We start from the raw sequence: 17,243 nt of genomic DNA, 5'->3' as shown, positions 1-17,243 counted from the left end.
GGGGATAAGCAAAACGCTTATCCCCTGCAGAGAGCGATAACTCTTCTGCCGATCTCCGTCGCCTTCGCCAAAAGACACGCCGGGGATCGGTTCCAGAGTAACCCGAACCGGCAAGGAGTCAACGATCGATGATTAATGATGTTAAGTGGGTTCAGGCGCAACGCCATGCCAGCGACTGGCGACACGCGCTGGATATCGCCGTTCGTCCGCTGATTACGTTCGGCGCGGCGGCCCCCTGCTACCTGGACGGTATTATTGAGAACACCCTTAAATGGGGGCCATATTATCTTATCGCGCCGGGGATTGCGCTGCCCCATGCCAGACCAGAGCAAGGCGCCAACCATAATCAAATCAGCGTCACTACGCTATCAACGCCGGTCGCTTTCGGCAATGCGGATTGCGATCCCATCTGGCTGTTGCTTTGCGCCAGCGCCACGGATGCCGAAGCACATATTCGCACCATTCAACGCATCAGCCAGTGGCTCGACTCGCCGGAAAGCGTCGCGATGTTGCAAGATGCGCCAAATGATGCCGCGCTTTTCGCGCAATTAACCGCATTGCGCTGATGGAGGTTCCGATGATCCTGCACCCTTCACTGGCCTCCGCCGATCCGCTGCGCTATGCCGAGGCGTTGACCGCTTTACACGATGCGCCTCTCGGCTCGCTGCATCTGGATATCGAAGATACCAGTTTCATCAATAATATTACCTTCGGTATGAAAACCATTCAGGCGGTCGCACAATACACTCGCCATCCGCTCTCATTTCACCTGATGGTCTCATCGCCGCAACGCTGGTTACCCTGGCTTGCAGCTATCCGCCCCGGCTGGATTTTCATTCATGCCGAAAGCGTGCAAAACCCCCCGGAGATTCTGGCGGATATTCGCGCTATCGGGGCGAAAGCAGGACTGGCGCTTAACCCGGCAACGCCGCTATTGCCTTATCGTTATCTGGCATTGCAACTGGATGCGCTGATGATCATGACCAGCGAACCCGACGGACGCGGACAGCAATTTATCGCCGCGATGTGTGAAAAAGTGAGCCAGGGCAGAGAGCATTTCCCTGCTGCGGAATGCTGGGCGGACGGCGGTATTACACTTCGCGCCGCACGGCTGCTTGCCGCCGCAGGCGCACAGCATCTGGTGATTGGCCGGGCGTTATTCACGACGGCGAACTATGATGTGACGTTGTCACAATTCACCGCGCTATAAAGGAGTCATATGCTGATGAGCCAACAGCGCCCCGACCGTATCAAACAGATGTTGCATTACCTTTGGCAACACAGGCACCTCTCAACACAGCAAGCTATTGAGCTTTTTGGCTATGCAGAGGCAACCGTGCGCCGGGATTTTCACTATATTGCCAGCCGTTATCCCGGTATGGTTCGCGGCCATGGTTGTATTGACTTCGACGACAGTACGGAAGATAAAGAATATGTTTTCGACGTTAAGCGAACGTTACAAAGCGAGGCGAAACGCGAAATCGCCGCCCTCGCCCGCACGTTCATCAAGGATGGAGACTGCTTTTTTCTCGACTCCGGCTCCACCTGTCTGGAACTGGCAAAATGTCTGGTCGACGCCAAAGTAAAAGTCATTTGCAATGACATCAAAATCGCTAATGAACTGGGTGGCTTCCCACACGTAGAGAGTTACATTATCGGCGGACTGATTCGCCCCGGTTACTTTTCGGTGGGCGAGAGTCTGGCGCTGGAGATGATTAACGCCTTTGCCGTTGAACGCGCCTTTATCTCCTGCGATGCGCTGTCGATTGAAACGGGCATCACCAACGCTACCATGTTTGAAGTGGGCGTTAAAACGCGCATTATTCAGCGCTCACGCGAGGTCATATTGATGGCCGATCACTCAAAGTTTGATACTGTAGAACCCCATGCGGTGGCGACGCTGTCCTGTATTACTACCATTCTTAGCGACAGTGCGCTCCCGTCTGCTATCGCCCGACGTTATCAGCAGGCGGGATGCCGTCTCATCATGTCAGACCCCTCATCAGGAGCGCGTTAATGGACATCAGGCAAATGAACAGAACCCATCTGGATCACTGGCGCGGATTGCGAAAACAGCTCTGGCCTGGTCACCCGGATGACGCCCATCTGGCGGACGGCGAAGAAATTCTGCAAGCCGATCATCTGGCATCATTTATTGCGATGGCAGACGGGGTGGCGATTGGCTTTGCGGATGCCTCAATCCGCCACGATTATGTCAATGGCTGTGACAGTTCGCCCGTGGTTTTCCTTGAAGGTATTTTTGTTCTCCCCTCATTCCGTCAACGCGGCGTAGCGAAACAATTGATTGCAGCGGTGCAACGATGGGGAACGAATAAAGGGTGTCGGGAAATGGCCTCCGATACCTCGCCGGAAAATACAATTTCCCAGAAAGTTCATCAGGCGTTAGGATTTGAGGAAACAGAGCGCGTCATTTTCTACCGAAAGCGTTGTTGAGGGAAATCATACAGGAAAAGGTCGGGTATAGTACCCGACCTTTATATTACTGGGGCAGATCTTTTTCAGTTAACAAGCGTGTCGTTTTCACTTGTTCAATATTTCTGGCGCCACCCAACATCATGTTAATTGTCAGCTCTTTGTTTAGCTGTTCAATCACTGATGCCACACCCTGAGCGCCGCCAAGATTAAGACCGTATAATACAGGCCGGCCAACCGCCACAATATCCGCCCCGCTGGCTAACGCTTTGAATATGTGCGAACCACGGCGTACTCCACTGTCAAAAATAACAGGCACTCGCTTGTTGACGACTTTTGCAATCGCAGGAAGCATATCGAATGAGGACGGCCCGCTGTCTAATTGACGGCCACCATGGTTAGAAACCCATATTCCTGCGGCCCCGGCCTGGATAGCAATTTCAGCATCCTCCGGCGACTGAATGCCTTTTACGATAACCGGCAGACCGGAAATACGATGTACATAGGCAATATCCTCCGGCGTAAAGGCTTGTTTAGCCTGCGCGTAAATTTCACTTATCCCTGCTCCTTTGCCAGTTTTTGAACCATCGTCATTTTTTCTGGCGAACATTTCCAGGTTTGCAAAGCCCAACGGGAACTGGAAGTTATTTTTAATATCTTCTTCCCGATAACCACCGACAGGCGAATCTACGGTCAGAATAATCGCTTTAGCGCCATGCTTTACCGCTTGTGCAAGAATAAATTCGTTAAATTGATTATTCTTACTCATATAAAGCTGGAAGAAGAACGGATTTTTCCCGGAAACGTTAGCCACCTCTTCGATGGTCTTGTTGCCATAGGTGCTCAACGAGAAAATCGAACCGACCTGCGCCATGCCTTTCGCCGTCGCCAACTCTCCGGAGGCGTGGGCCAGGCCCTGCGCCGCCATCGGTGCCTGGATTATAGGCGTTTTAAGCGGAATACCCAGTAGCTACGTTGATAAATCGATCTCTTTTAACTCAATGCCCTGTAATACGCGCGGCATAATATATTTTTTGTCAAAGCTTTCGGTGTTGCTGCGAAGGTTATTCTCATCTTCGGCTCCACCGCGAATATAACCAAATGCCCCTTTCTCCATTTTGGCCTGAACGCGCGCTTCCAGGGAGGCTACGTTCGTCATTTTTATTGCTTTTTCGTCCGTACTGGCTTTGTACTCTTCAGCATAAGCCAGGCCTGATGTTGCCAACATTGCCAGCGAGGCCACTACCCGAATGAGGTGATGAGTTTTCATCATTATTCCCTTTATTGCTTAACCGCTTCTGCCTGGATTTTTATATCGACAACTTTCGTCATCCCCATATCGACCAGATAATCTATCCCCCACTGGGTGCGATCTATTTGCGTGACAAAATCACCACCGCAAACCTGCGCCTTGAATATCGGGCTCATATAACAGCCAAACTTGGTGGTGGTTAAGGTGACGGGCTTCGTTACTCCCTTCATTGTTAGCAAACCGTCAATAGAAACCGGTTTATTATCTTCAAAATGCCATTTTGTTGATTTAAATACCATTTCTGGATATTTTTCCGCATCCAGAATATCGCTACTGCGGATATGGTTATCAAACGCATCCACCCCGGTATTTAAGGCGCTTACGGGAATCGTCACACGCATCTCTGCGACTTGCTTTTCCGGCTGATATTTCAGTTCGCCGCTAATAGCATAAAACCCGCCATGATTGGTTGAGGTCTGGAAATGATCGATATTAAATACCGCATTGGTATGCGTATTATCAAATTTATATACATCTGCATGAGCAGCACTTAATAAACCCAGAGACAGGAGAGCACCAAGAAAACTCTTTTTCATTATATTCACTTTATATCTTAAATAAGGTGAAGCTATCTTAATGTCCCCTGTACGCAGGATCGAGAGGGATAAACAGGAAGGACTGTTGCAAAAATAGAACGATGAAAAGGCCGTGTCACAAAAACAGCAGCTCACGAATGAGTTTATGTCAGGGCTATTTCCGCAACCTGTACCGCCTTTGTGGCGGTACAGAAGGCAAACTGACTAACGCATGATACGATCGTCGACATAACGGCGCTTATCCGGCGCGGGCGGGAAATACTGATACAGCCAGGTTTCGCTGATAGCCTCCCCCTGGCAGCGCAGGAACATACGCATATCCACCGGTGCCGTAGAATCCGAGGTCGGATACCAGTCAAACTGGATACGATAACCGTCGAAAGGCTCAACGTAGAGGATCTCAATCTGCTTCGCCTCACCGCTGGAGAGCGTAATTACCGGCTCAATGCCTTTTGGCGCGGCCGCTTTCAGATCGCCGCCGACAAAATCAATAGCAAAACGGCGCGCCCATTTATCCGGGTAATGTTCGCCCGGCGCCCAACCTTCGGGAAAGCCGCCCATCCCTGTACGGGTCGCCATGACCCGCGCAAGCGGCGATTGTACCGGCGGCTGCGCGCTCCAGTACAAACGATAATTGAACGCCAGCGTATCCCCGGCTTTGATCGCTTTTTCCGGCTGCCAGAAACAGACCACATTATCCAGAGTTTCGCCAGTGGTTGGGATCTCCATCAGGCTAACCGCGCCTTTCCCCCACTTATTGCGCGGCTCCACCCACAGGCTCGGACGTTTGTTGTACCACCCCATCACATCCTGATAATGCGAGAAATCGCGATCGAGTTGCAGCAGGCCGAACCCTTTCGGGTTATCGTCCATATATGCATTGAACTGCAATTTCTGCGGATTATTCAGCGGGCGGCAAATCCACTCGCCGTTACCCCGCCACATCGCCAGCCGATCGGAATCGTGAATTTGTGGATGAATGGTGTCGCATACCCGGCGTTCATTATTCCCACAGCTAAACATACTGGTCATCGGCGCAATGCCAAGTTGCTTAATATCTTTACGGGCGTAGAGATGGTTTTCTACATCCATGATCACCTGCGATTTTTCGCAATGAATCACAAATTTATACGCGCCCGTCACGCTGGCGCTGTCCAGCAGAGCGTAAACGGTAAACGTAGTATCGCCCGGCTTCGCGGTGTCAAACCAGAATGCGGTGAAGTCAGGGAACTCTTCCTGACCGTCAGTATAGGTATCTATCGCCAGCCCGCGAGCCGACAGGCCATACTGATAAGTATCATCTACCGCCCGGAAATAACTGGCGCCCAGGAAGGAGACGACATCGCGCCGCGCCAGTTCCGGCGCTTTAAAGACACGGAAACCGGCGAAACCGAGATCGCTCTGCCCTTCCAGTTGCGTCGTATCGACGCCGGCATCGTTGTATTTAAACAGTTCCGGGCGAAAATGAATCTCGCGAGCAAGATGCGTCGTCGTATCAACGGAAAACATGCGTACGCGACGACGAAAGCCCATCCCTACGTGGAAAAACTGAATATCGAGCTGCCGGTTGGCAACACCGTTCCAGAGTGAATGCGCCGCGTCATACTGAATGCTGTTATAGGCCTGCGGCGTCAGATTGGCGAGCGTATCCGGCAAGGGTCCCGGCGCGCCACCCCAGGGCTTTTTCGCTAACGCCTGGGCCATTGATTGCAGACCAGCAAAATCAAAACGGACAATTTTACCATCCGCAATATCGGATTCCGCGGCAAACGCCGCCTGAGAAAAGAGGGAAGCAATACCGCTGGAACCGCACACGGCGGCCATTGCCATTGAACCTTTAATAAATCGTCTACGATTCATACCTGAAAATGAGTCCTTCTGGTCTTGTGAATGGTCCCGCGCTGGTTTTTTCAGCAGCAAGAATGTGCCCGTTTCTGACCGCTCACTCTAGACAAAATTCATTAATAATCCAATTGTTGGTCGCCTGGAAACTGTGCAAAAGCGTAAATATTTTATGTCGATAAGAACCGACCGAATCGGATGTAAACCTCACGCAGCATTCTTCAGGTTATGAAAAGTTTATTCCAGACTAACGTGATGTTTCATGACTCGTTTAAACAGCGCCAGACGCGCACGCATAAAGCGGTTTTCCACTTTAAAACCGGCAAGTTTGTTCAGCCCAATCCGCAACAGACGATCTCGCCCCCGAATGCTGGCGGGCCAGCGAACCGGGCCGTGCAGCACGTCGCGCGTGCGGCTGGCATGACGAGCGAAATTCACCCAGTAATCCGCCACCTGCGAGGCAAAGGCCAGGTCATTCTCATTCACATAATGGCATGTGGGCTCAGCCCGCGTTAACGTATCGAATACATACGGTATTTCATTGCCATGACAGGCACCATTCGCGTAGGTGTTATGCTCCGCTTCGGCGACATAATCAAACCAGTAACGCCAGCACGGTTCGCCGATCCGCTGCTGCGCTTGCATGACGACATAACCCAACGTGGTAAATACCATATCCCGACAGACCTGCCGCCCTAGCGCTTCGTCGCCTTTCACTCCAGGATAAAGCAGCCGGATTAACCCCAGGCCAACACGCCGCTCACGGCGCATTTTTTGAATTTGACCGGCAATATCGACGCCAAAAACGGCCAATACGCTGGCTTCATCGCTATTCGAGCCGATCATCACCGGTATCGGATGCTGTTTCGCCGCAAAGAAGGTTTCCAGCATCGGATGCGGCAGCACGACGTCGCCGGAAATCGGCGTCGGCGCAATTTTAAAAGGCGCGTCCAGCGGCCAAAACGTCTCTGCCGGTAAAGCGCGTAGCTGTTCGGCAGTGGCATGGGCTAAACCAAGATGTTCCGCCAGCGCAACGCCTTTTTTTAGCGCCACCTCGCGGGGCGTATCCGGCAGCGTATAACCACTCTGAATAATCGCTTTATGAAAAAGCCCCTTCGCCAACGGCGAAGCCATCAACGACAGCACGCTGCGGGCGCCGGCGGATTCGCCAAATAACGTCACATTCTGCGTATCGCCGCCAAACGCGGCAATATTGTCCTGCACCCAGCGCAGCGCAGCGATTTGATCGAGTAAAGCAAAATTATGAATACACTCCGCCTCTTCGCCTTCCAGCGCCGGATGCGCGAAAAAGCCCAGATGGCCAAGCCGATAATTGACCGTCACCACGATCGCGCCGCGCTTCGCCAGCGCTTGACCGTCATAGGGCGGCAAACTCCCCGCGCCAATGGTATAACCGCCGCCGTGTAGCCAGACCATGACCGGCAACGGTTCATGACGCACGGCGGGAGCCCAGACGTTCAGATAGAGACAGTCTTCGGAAAAATTTCCCGGATCGCCGCCGCCGAGTTCGCGACACCAGGTAATATCCTGCCAACTGGCGCAGGAGAAACAATCCGCCTGGCGCACGTCGTGCCAGGGCGTAACAGGCTGCGGCGCACGCCAGCGTAGCTCCCCTGTTGGCGGCGCGGCATAAGGTATACCGCGCCAGATATGGATTTCTTCCTGTACGACGCCCACGATTTTACCGTGACGCGTCTCCACCAACGGGATGGAGGGATTCAACATAACGCCTTCCTTTTACAGTATCCTCACAGCCTGTGAAGCTTACCGCTTTTAAAGCAGACCGCAACGGCGTTTACTGCGTTCTTCCGCTTCCTGATATAACGAAAATTCATCCCGTACTGCACATCCCAGCGCCTGTTCAAAGGCGTCGCGGCTGGCATTGCCGTGGCTTCTGGCCAGCGTTTCATCTCCCAAATTCGACTGAAAAATGCCGGCTGCGCTGACCGGAAGAAAATCTTCATAGGTAATCGGCTGCGCGATTACCCAACCGCGCTCAATAAGCGGCTGCGGATCGTCGCCAGGATGGATCGCCTGACGATGCGCCTCGCCGGAAGGCGTTAAGCGATAGCGGAACCAGGCAAGCCCCTGCTGGCGAAGCAGAAATTCGCTATCCGGAAAGGCGTTAAAGACCTCCCGCAAATGGAGTTGATGCGTGAAGTTATCCTTACCCGTTCCCGCCTTGTGCAACAGTTCGTCATATAATCGACGACCTTTTGGCGTCAGCGCGACGCCACGTTGCTCAATTTCGCCGAAGCGCGCCGTGTGCGTACCCTGCTTTTCATCAACGAAGAGCACCTGCTCTTCCAGAGCTTTGAAACTGGTTTGCCGCAACAGAATAGGCACTTCGCGGCGAGGCGGACCTTCGATAAGAATTTTAGGCGTAATGCCGCACTCCGGCATCATGGCCTGTACCCGGTCGATATCCAGAGTACGCGGCGTCAGATGGTTAATGTGGCATCCCGGAAAACAGACCACGTCGGCAATTAAACGATGCTCACGATGCAGGCTGCGGTACGTTTCTTCATCAACGGTAGCCTGACGATGCCAGCGAAAAGTCTCCAGCGTTTCACGGACGAACTCTTCGGCCTGAGCAGCGCTAAAACCGCCCTGCTCGTCGTACTCATCCAGCAATTGTCGGCAGCGCGATGTAAAAATATCACGCTGCGATAAGATTTCCGCCGCCCGCTGGCGTAATGCCGCGTTTTCAATGAGCTCCAGGCGTAATAGCGAAGTGAACATGCGAAAGGGATTACGCGAGAGCGAAGCCTCGTCAATGGGACGAAATGCCGTGGAGTGCACAGGCACGCCCGCCTGAGAGAGATCGTAATAACTTACTGGGTACATCCCCATGATGGCGAATATCCGACGCAAGGTAGAAAGTTCTTCTGCGGTGCCAACACGAATGGCGCCATGTCGTTCCACGTTCAATCGCGCCAGTTCATCGGCATTAGCCAACTGCTCATGCAGTTTGGGATTATTTTCCAGCACCGCCAGATTCACGTCAGCCACAAGTTCCAGTAACGTACCGTACTGCGGAACTTCCTGCTGGTACATTGCCGACATTGCCTGCGAAAAGTGTTCCCGAATCTCATCTGCCGTGATGGTGTTCGCCATAATGTCATGCCTCCAGTGAATGTTACCTGGAGTGTAGAAAACCTCATCCATTCCGGGGAGAAGAATTTATAAAGTGTGATCCGACCTGAATTCATTATGCAGAACGGATTGACATGAGCTGGCATATCCCCGACCAGATCGCGGCTTAACACGCTTAACGGCAGTTGAATCATCAGTAAAATAAAACAGTTGTAACTTGAAATGGTAAAATGTTAATAATATTTTGCTATCAGGTTATCAAAAACAAACAACTTTACTTGTCACCCGCACGGCTCTGTTTTTAACATCGCTTATGGAAAAAAATGGTCTGTTTAGTCAGCGCATTCGGTTGCGCCACCTTCATACATTTGTCGCCGTTGCGCAACAGGGAACTCTGGGGCGCGCGGCTGAAACTCTTAACCTGAGCCAGCCAGCGCTTTCTAAAACGCTGAACGAACTGGAACAACTCACCGGAACCCGTCTGTTTGAACGCGGGCGACTGGGCGCGCAATTAACGGTTCCTGGCGAACAATTTTTGACTCATGCGGTAAAAGTATTAGATGCATTGAATACCGCCGGGCAGGCGCTGAATCGCAAAGAGGACGCTAGCGCCGATGTGGTGCGTGTTGGCGCGCTCCCCACCGCTGCGCTGGGTATACTCCCGGCGGCTATTGGGCGGTTCCATCAACAGCAAAAATCGACCTCGTTACAGGTCGCGACCATGAACAATACGATGTTGCTTGCGGGTCTTAAATCAGGCGAGATCGATCTGGGTATTGGCCGCATGTCAGACCCGGAATTAATGGGCGGTTTAAATTACGAACTGCTGTTTTTAGAATCGCTTAAATTAGTGGTACGCCCCGGTCATCCCCTGTTACAGGAGACGATCACGCTCAGCCGGGTTATGGAATGGCCGGTAGTCGTCTCGCCAAAAGGCACGGTACCGCGCCAGAATGCGGAAGCCCTGTTGCAAAGCCAGGGGTGTAAAATGCCTGCCGGATGTATCGAAACGCTATCCGCATCGTTATCACGACAACTGACCGTAGATTACGATTACGTCTGGTTCGTCCCCTCTGGCGCGGTTAAAGAAGATCTTCGCCAGGCGACGCTGGTCTCATTACCCGTGCCGACCCAGAGCGCGGGCGAGCCGATAGGTATTCTTACGCGAGTTGATATCCCGCTCTCAACCGGGGCGCAAATGCTGATTGCGGCGATCCGTAAATCGATGCCGCTGTGATAGCGGCTGTCGGAGAATAAACGCGCCCGCGGCTAAAATAGCCCGCTGGCGCGACGCTTACTAAAGGAAGGATGATCGCATCGTCGCGCCAGTATCATGTAAACGAAACGCATCAACGGCTTGCGTCAAGCGGGCAGCCTGTTCTTCAAGCGAAGCTGCCGCCGCGGACGCCTCTTCGACCAGCGACGCGTTTTGTTGCGTAACCCTGTCCATCTCAGAAATAGCCTGACTGACCTGAACAATACCGCGACTTTGCTCATCAGAGGCTGCCGCGATGTCGAGCATAATATCGGTGACGCGTTTGACGGCATCCACAATCTCATTCATGGTGCTCCCCGCAGCGATAACCTCTTCAGATCCTTGTTCAATCAGGCTGACCGATGCGCCGATCAAGCCTTCAATCTCTTTTGCCGCCTGCGCGCTGCGACTGGCGAGGGTACGAACCTCACTGGCGACCACCGCAAAACCGCGTCCTTGTTCCCCGGCGCGTGCCGCCTCGACCGCCGCGTTCAGCGCCAGGATGTTGGTCTGGAAAGCGATACTGTTAATGACGGCGGTAATTTCCGAGATTTTTTTCGAGCTGGTGGAAATATTCCCCATCGTTTGTACGACCCCGGAAACCATCTGGCCTCCGCGGCTGGCTTTACCGGAAGCATCTTCCGCCAGTTTGCTGGCGTGATGCGCATTATCCGCATTCTGCTTAACGGTTGCCGTCAACTGTTCCATACTGGCCGCGGTCTGTTCAATGGCGGCAGCCTGCTGTTCAGTACGAGAAGATAAATCCGTATTACCAGCGGTAATTTCGCTGGTGCCTCGATAAATTTCCTCCGCCCCCTGACGCACCGCCCCTACCGTTTGTTGCAACGCATGCTGCATCTGCTGAAGATGATGGCTCAGGCGACCAATTTCACTGCGTCCTGTGGGCTCGTCAGCCATGGTCAGATCGCCGGCCGCAATGCGTTCGATACGTGACGCAGACTGCTGCAAGGGTTGTATCACCGTGCGACGCAGCACCATGAAGGTCATTAACGTCAATACCAGCGCCAACGTAAATGCGCCAATCATAAACATCATACCGAGCCGGGTACGTTGGTAAGCCTGCTCGCTAAGTAGTCTCGCCCGCTCGGTGCGCAGTTCAATCGCTTTCAACAGGACATGGTTATATGCGGCATCCAGTTGTTTTGCCTGCTCGTTTTCATGATTAATGATCGCTTCGAACATGCCATTTTTGGCAAATTTCAGCATCGGTTGCAGGCCGTTGATATAGGCGGTGTAGCGGGCGTTTAACTCGTTATCTAACGCGTCATCGGCGGGTGTTTTCACCGCTCTGGACATATAAGCGTTAAAGCCGTCCTGAGACTGCTTGATCCGCGTTTCCGCAGCGGCAATATTGGCTTTCATTTCATCCATTTCAGCAATCCGGCTCGCCGCGCCAGCGTGGATCATATTGATACGTGCGGTACGTAAGTGGTTAGCGCTGTTGGATAATCCCATCCGTACCTGAATCTCGTCCGTGACATCACGCTGATCGCGATCGGCCTGTAACAGAAAATAGCCTGCCAGCCCGGCGCTCAAAGCAAAAAGAAGAAGGATGCCACCGAGAATGGAGGAAAACAGCGGAACCAGCCGAATATGATGCAGGAAGCCCAGTTTATGCGAGGCTTGCATCGAGAATGTGTTGCCCATGACCGTCGACTCTCTTGTAGGTTTTATGCGTAAAACACGCCCGTTAGATAGTCATCGGCACTTCGTGACGTTTGCTTATCGCGAAAAGCATCGCCTTCGTCACATTTTCACAACATTCATTCCAGAAAATTCAGAAAAGCGCCAGCGGAAAATCCGCTGGCGGATGAATCAGTTATCGCCAAAGTGGATAACAGTACGGATGGATTTACCCTGATGCATCAGTTCAAAGGCATCGTTAATCTGCTCCAGCGGCAGGCGGTGAGTAATAAAAGGATCTAAACGGATTTTACCGTTCATCGCATCTTCGACCATCCCTGGCAGCTGCGTGCGCCCTTTCACGCCGCCAAAGGCGGAGCCACGCCAGACGCGACCGGTCACTAGCTGGAAGGGACGGGTTTTGATTTCCTGCCCTGCCCCCGCTACGCCAATAATAATGCTTTCGCCCCAGCCTTTATGACAACATTCCAGCGCTGCTCGCATCACGTTAACGTTGCCGATACATTCAAAACTGAAATCTACGCCGCCATCAGTAAGCTCAACAATAACGTCCTGGATCGGTTTGTCGTAATCATTCGGATTAATAAAGTCCGTGGCCCCCATTTCGCCCGCCAGCGTAAATTTTTCCGGATTCGTGTCGACAGCTAAAATACGCCCGGCTTTAGCCTGAACCGCGCCCTGAATAACCGCCAGCCCAATACCGCCTAAACCAAAAACGGCAACGGTGTCGCCCGCTTTCACTTTAGCGGTGTTATGGACGGCGCCAATACCAGTCGTCACGCCACAGCCCAACAGACACACTTTATCCAGCGGCGCCTGCGGGTTCACTTTCGCCAGAGAAATTTCCGCGCAAACGGTATATTCGCTGAACGTGCTGGTTCCCATATAGTGATAAACGGGTTCGCCGTTATAAGAAAAGCGGGTAGTGCCATCCGGCATCAGCCCTTTTCCCTGAGTGGCGCGTACGGCCTGACAAAGGTTAGTTTTACCGGACTTACAGAACTTACACTCGCCGCATTCCGCCGTATACAGTGGAATAACATGATCGCCGGGTTTCAGGCTGGTGACCCCCTCGCCGACCTCGACTACCACGCCGCCGCCTTCGTGACCCAGGACTGCCGGGAATACGCCTTCCGGATCATCGCCGGAAAGGGTAAAAGCATCGGTATGGCAAACGCCGGTATGAGTGATTTTGACCAGAACTTCGCCTTTTTTCGGCGGCGCAACGTCAATCTCGACAATTTTTAACGGCTGACCGGGACCAAAAGCAACTGCTGCACGTGATTTCATATATCTCTTCCTGTTACGGTGAGGGAAATTGTTATTTTAGATAAGCGCGAAGAAGATGGCCGATTTCCGCCATCCGAACCGCGCGCTGATCTGGCGTAGTCTCCCCGCTGACCAGCTCATCTTTCAGATGGATTTCAACCATTTCACTCATCAGGCCATTAGACGCGCCGCGCACGGCGGCAATCTGTTGCAGAATCGCCAGACAAGGTTCGCCAGACTCAAGCGCCCGCTCCAGCGCTTCGACCTGCCCGCGTATGCGACGAACACGGGTAAGGATACGTTTTTTATCTTCAGGTGAATGCGGCATTCGACCTCCATATACTATAGGGGGGTATACTATCAGAATTTTATGTTTATGTAATTGTAAAATTACGCACAATATAAAAATCAATAGCTTATAGATTTCCGGCATAGACCATCAAGAATCAGTTCACATTCAGCATATTCAGCTCATGGGAACTTTTTCAGGCCACAGACAATAAACACCAAAGCTTTCTTTCTAAGCTGCAATGTTCTGCCCGACTGGGGCACAGAGGTAATGCCGGTAAATCCAGTCCCATTACCCAGAAGTAAATATTTGCTTAATAGTTTTTATTTACTCACCAGGTGGTAATGAATAAAGGTTATGATATGCAGATGTCAGTCTTGTAAGAACGTAACATCACAACTGCGATACACCGCCGACGGGTAGCGAAAATATCTCAACCCTGTGTCTTTCCAGGCTTAGTCAATGTGGACAAAAAATCAAATGAGCGTTATTTGAAAGATTTTTAATACCCAAAAGCGTCATCATTATTGTTAATTTGAAATCAATCTCAGGTAATAATCCATGCCTATTTCGATTTGTAAACATGGTGCTCCTTTTGTTGTTCAACATGAAAATCGGTACGGTTCCGGTGCAAGTCAGTCATCATCACTTTCAAAATCAATCCGCCATATTAGCAACTCTCATGAGGAAATAAAATTTATAAGTTGCTATAGTGCAAATGGAGCCTGTTTTTCCAATGCACAGATGCTAGCCAATGCCTCAGGGAGGCCTGTTATAGGTTACTATGGGAAAATAAATAAGTTAACAGCCAGTCTGGATAATAGCGGTCGTATATTCCGCCCACAGCATAAGCTTGCGGCCAATATTTGTTATGTAGGTAATCGGCTTCTGAGCGCTCCAGTTCAACTTGGGTTTGGCCTGAAACATCTGCTAACCTGTCACTCAAATGGTAATGTCAGATAAAGTGTCATGCCATGTCCTTCCCGGCATTGCTATTCCACAGCCTACAGATATGGGCGCTCAGTTCTTTCCTCAATCGTTGCTATGGGAAGTTCTGCCGTCATTTCACGCTCTTGCCAACCAGCATTTTATTAAAGCCTGACTTTTACCAGAGTAATTTCATAAGAGTGCCCATCTTCTGGTCTAAAAATAATAAATCTATTGTTATTTTTAGTAAAGGATTTCGACAAAATAAAACTATCATGATATCTGGCCAGGACGTAGTACCAGCCTCCATCATACAATATCATTTCGTATTCTTTCTTTAATTGTGGTTTATAGATCCCAACAAAAAAAGAAAATATAAAAAAATATATAATAAAACCAAGCATAACTATAGTGAAACAATGCCTTCGCACCCAACTGAGTTGCGTAAAACAAATCACTGGCATCAATTTACTATAAAAACGCATCCCCACCGATAAGCATAAAGCTACCAGTAAAATGATAAAAAAAAGCTCCCACAAAAACGATTCTGTTAAGAGAGAAAACTCGATAACAATTGGAATAAAGAACAAAACCGCTGCCAAAAAAAGACGTAAAAAGCTAATGTCGTGGATACGTGCTTTTTGCTTTACTAGAAAAAATAATAGAATACCCACTCCCCACGCTATTATGAATATAGCCATCAGGCTAATCGCATGGAATAGACTTCGGGCAATGTTGTCAGGGCCGACGCCTACATACCACCACGGGAAACCATAGTACGCGGAGACGCCCCAGCCATAAAAATAGGCGCTTCCCCATCCCAAACCACCTAAATAGGCCAAAAGCATCGAAGAGTTTTTAATAATTGAATCATCATTCATTATAGTTAACTCACTTAAGAAATATTTAATATGAAAATAGAAATCAAAATGTCACATAAAACACTAGCACTTTAGCAATAATAGTCGGATGATAAGTTTGTCTGTTTTTCCTGAGTATCAAGCCAGCTCATACTCACGCCAGCACACTAAAATCAGGAGTGGCTTCTTTTTTAGATCTTTGCCTTAGCCAGGCGCACACTCAATAATGATAGCAGTCAGATAATATGTACCAGGCATTAACCTCACGTTGTTGATGATATATTTACTTCGTTGAAAAACAATAAACATTGTATGTATTTTATTGGCGACGAAAAACTGTTAAAGAAGCGTAATTCCATATACACCATTTACCTGATTACTTTTCTTGCTAATATTTGCTAATTAATTATTTGCTAAAGCGTGTTTAATAAAGTAAGGAGGACACTATGCCATTGAGTGTTGGACAGGGTTATTTCACATCATCTATCAGTTCTGAAAAATTTAATGCGATAAAAGAAAGCGCACGCCTTCCGGAATTAAGTTTATGGGAGAAAATCAAAGCATATTTCTTTACCACCCACCATGCAGAGGCGCTCGAATGTATCTTTAATCTTTACCACCATCAGGAACTGAATCTAACACCGGTACAGGTTCGCGGAGCCTACATCAAACTTCGAGCCTTAGCGTCTCAGGGATGTAAAGAACAGTTTATTATAGAATCACAGGAACACGCCGATAAGTTGATTATTAAAGATGATAATGGTGAAAATATTTTGTCTATTGAGGTTGAATGTCATCCGGAAGCTTTTGGTCTTGCAAAAGAAATCAATAAATCACATCCCAAGCCCAAAAATATTTCTTTGGGTGATATTACCAGACTGGTATTTTTTGGCGACAGCTTGTCTGACTCCTTAGGGCGTATGTTTGAAAAAACACATCATATCTTACCCTCCTATGGTCAATACTTTGGCGGAAGGTTTACTAATGGATTTACCTGGACTGAGTTTTTATCATCTCCACACTTCTTAGGTAAAGAGATGCTTAATTTTGCTGAAGGGGGAAGTACATCGGCAAGCTATTCCTGCTTTAATTGCATCGGTGACTTTGTATCAAATACGGACAGACAAGTCGCATCTTACACCCCTTCTCACCAGGACCTGGCGATATTTTTATTGGGGGCTAATGACTATATGACACTACACAAAGATAATGTAATAATGGTCGTTGAGCAACAAATTGATGATATTGAAAAAATAATTTCCGGTGGAGTTAATAATGTTCTGGTCATGGGGATTCCCGATTTGTCTTTAACACCTTATGGCAAACATTCTGATGAAAAAAGAAAGCTTAAGGATGAAAGCATCGCTCACAATGCCCTGTTAAAAACTAATGTTGAAGAATTAAAAGAAAAATACCCCCAGCATAAAATATGCTATTACGAGACTGCCGATGCATTTAAGGTGATAATGGAGGCGGCCAGTAATATTGGTTATGATACGGAAAACCCTTATACTCACCACGGCTATGTACATGTTCCCGGGGCTAAAGACCCTCAGCTAGATATATGTCCGCAATACGTCTTCAACGACCTTGTCCATCCAACCCAGGAAGTCCATCATTGTTTTGCCATAATGTTAGAAAGTTTTATAGCTCATCATTATTCCACTGAATAAAGTTCCATCGGCTGCGGTACGCCTTGAGCAAAACACAGCTCAATATCATAGTGCCGGTGGCATGA

The 17,243-nt window shown here is 49.9% G+C and carries 15 protein-coding genes and 1 pseudogene; 7 read left to right on the top strand and 9 right to left on the bottom strand.

Translation table 11 applies throughout. From position 1 onward, the window contains the following. Positions 1–128 precede the first annotated feature (128 nt). Genes sgcA through QEN31_RS11425 form a run of 4 tightly spaced genes read left to right on the top strand, consistent with a single transcriptional unit; the run spans position 129 to position 2,454 of the window. Complete coding sequence (gene sgcA, locus QEN31_RS11440; RefSeq protein ID WP_000606458.1) at positions 129–566, top strand: SgcA family PTS sugar transporter subunit IIA; 438 nt, start codon at positions 129–131, stop codon at positions 564–566. An 11-nt stretch (positions 567–577) separates the two neighbouring features. Further along, entirely contained in the window at positions 578–1,210 is a 633-nt protein-coding gene (locus QEN31_RS11435) for a ribulose-phosphate 3 epimerase family protein (RefSeq protein ID WP_000600616.1), read from the top strand. 15 nt (positions 1,211–1,225) lie between these two features. Continuing rightward, on the top strand, positions 1,226–2,017 hold the full coding sequence (locus tag QEN31_RS11430; RefSeq protein ID WP_001670738.1) for a DeoR/GlpR family DNA-binding transcription regulator: 792 nt from the start codon (positions 1,226–1,228) through the stop codon (positions 2,015–2,017). Continuing rightward, positions 2,017–2,454, top strand: a complete 438-nt coding sequence (locus QEN31_RS11425; RefSeq protein WP_000354865.1) for an aminoglycoside 6'-N-acetyltransferase AAC(6')-Iaa — start codon at positions 2,017–2,019, stop codon at positions 2,452–2,454. The genes QEN31_RS11430 and QEN31_RS11425 overlap by 1 nt, the downstream gene beginning before the upstream one ends. Before the next feature lie 46 nt (positions 2,455–2,500). On the opposite strand, the pseudogene QEN31_RS11420 reads toward QEN31_RS11425, so the two are convergent. The 5 genes and pseudogenes from QEN31_RS11420 to hglS all read right to left on the bottom strand — a co-directional run bounded on the left by QEN31_RS11420 (position 2,501) and on the right by hglS (position 9,261). Then, positions 2,501–3,703: pseudogene (locus tag QEN31_RS11420) on the bottom strand (lactate oxidase). Positions 3,704–3,714: 11 nt separating this feature from the next. Beyond that, positions 3,715–4,290, bottom strand: coding sequence for a YceI family protein (locus QEN31_RS11415; protein WP_001024311.1), 576 nt, complete (start codon positions 4,288–4,290; stop codon positions 3,715–3,717). 195 nt (positions 4,291–4,485) lie between these two features. Next, complete coding sequence (locus QEN31_RS11410; RefSeq protein WP_001081943.1) at positions 4,486–6,141, bottom strand: glucan biosynthesis protein D; 1,656 nt, start codon at positions 6,139–6,141, stop codon at positions 4,486–4,488. A gap of 219 nt (positions 6,142–6,360) precedes the next feature. Continuing rightward, a complete protein-coding gene (locus QEN31_RS11405; protein ID WP_000933996.1) occupies positions 6,361–7,869 on the bottom strand; it encodes a carboxylesterase/lipase family protein in 1,509 nt (502 codons plus the stop codon). A 48-nt stretch (positions 7,870–7,917) separates the two neighbouring features. Beyond that, a complete protein-coding gene (hglS, locus tag QEN31_RS11400; protein ID WP_000024091.1) occupies positions 7,918–9,261 on the bottom strand; it encodes a 2-oxoadipate dioxygenase/decarboxylase HglS in 1,344 nt (447 codons plus the stop codon). A 292-nt stretch (positions 9,262–9,553) separates the two neighbouring features. On the opposite strand from hglS, the gene QEN31_RS11395 reads away from it, so the two are divergent. After that, the gene (locus tag QEN31_RS11395; protein WP_000414259.1) at positions 9,554–10,477 is read left to right on the top strand and encodes a LysR substrate-binding domain-containing protein; all 924 of its coding nucleotides are present in this window, start codon (positions 9,554–9,556) and stop codon (positions 10,475–10,477) included. 60 nt (positions 10,478–10,537) lie between these two features. Here the strand turns inward: QEN31_RS11395 and QEN31_RS11390 are convergent, their stop codons facing one another. The 3 genes from QEN31_RS11390 to QEN31_RS11380 form a co-directional block, all read right to left on the bottom strand. Then, positions 10,538–12,163, bottom strand: coding sequence for a methyl-accepting chemotaxis protein (locus tag QEN31_RS11390; protein ID WP_000528484.1), 1,626 nt, complete (start codon positions 12,161–12,163; stop codon positions 10,538–10,540). Positions 12,164–12,331: 168 nt separating this feature from the next. Then, positions 12,332–13,450, bottom strand: coding sequence for an S-(hydroxymethyl)glutathione dehydrogenase/class III alcohol dehydrogenase (locus QEN31_RS11385; protein ID WP_000842141.1), 1,119 nt, complete (start codon positions 13,448–13,450; stop codon positions 12,332–12,334). Between the two features lie 31 nt (positions 13,451–13,481). Continuing rightward, positions 13,482–13,757, bottom strand: a complete 276-nt coding sequence (locus QEN31_RS11380; RefSeq protein WP_001120770.1) for a metal/formaldehyde-sensitive transcriptional repressor — start codon at positions 13,755–13,757, stop codon at positions 13,482–13,484. A gap of 522 nt (positions 13,758–14,279) precedes the next feature. On the opposite strand from QEN31_RS11380, the gene steB reads away from it, so the two are divergent. Next, a complete protein-coding gene (gene steB, locus QEN31_RS11375) occupies positions 14,280–14,681 on the top strand; it encodes a type III secretion system effector SteB (RefSeq protein ID WP_001540100.1) in 402 nt (133 codons plus the stop codon). A 128-nt stretch (positions 14,682–14,809) separates the two neighbouring features. On the opposite strand, the gene QEN31_RS11370 is transcribed toward steB, so the two are convergent. Next, positions 14,810–15,526, bottom strand: coding sequence for a membrane protein (locus tag QEN31_RS11370; RefSeq protein WP_000997195.1), 717 nt, complete (start codon positions 15,524–15,526; stop codon positions 14,810–14,812). 425 nt (positions 15,527–15,951) lie between these two features. On the opposite strand from QEN31_RS11370, the gene sseJ reads away from it, so the two are divergent. Then, the gene (gene sseJ, locus QEN31_RS11365; RefSeq protein ID WP_001131430.1) at positions 15,952–17,178 is read left to right on the top strand and encodes an SPI-2 type III secretion system effector SseJ; all 1,227 of its coding nucleotides are present in this window, start codon (positions 15,952–15,954) and stop codon (positions 17,176–17,178) included. Positions 17,179–17,243 lie beyond the last annotated feature (65 nt).

Source organism: Salmonella sp. SA15303 (genome assembly GCF_029962125.1).
Classification (GTDB): Bacteria; Pseudomonadota; Gammaproteobacteria; order Enterobacterales; family Enterobacteriaceae; genus Salmonella; species Salmonella enterica.
Note: the sequence above shows the minus strand (reverse complement) of the source record. Positions and strands in the feature narration are given on the sequence as shown.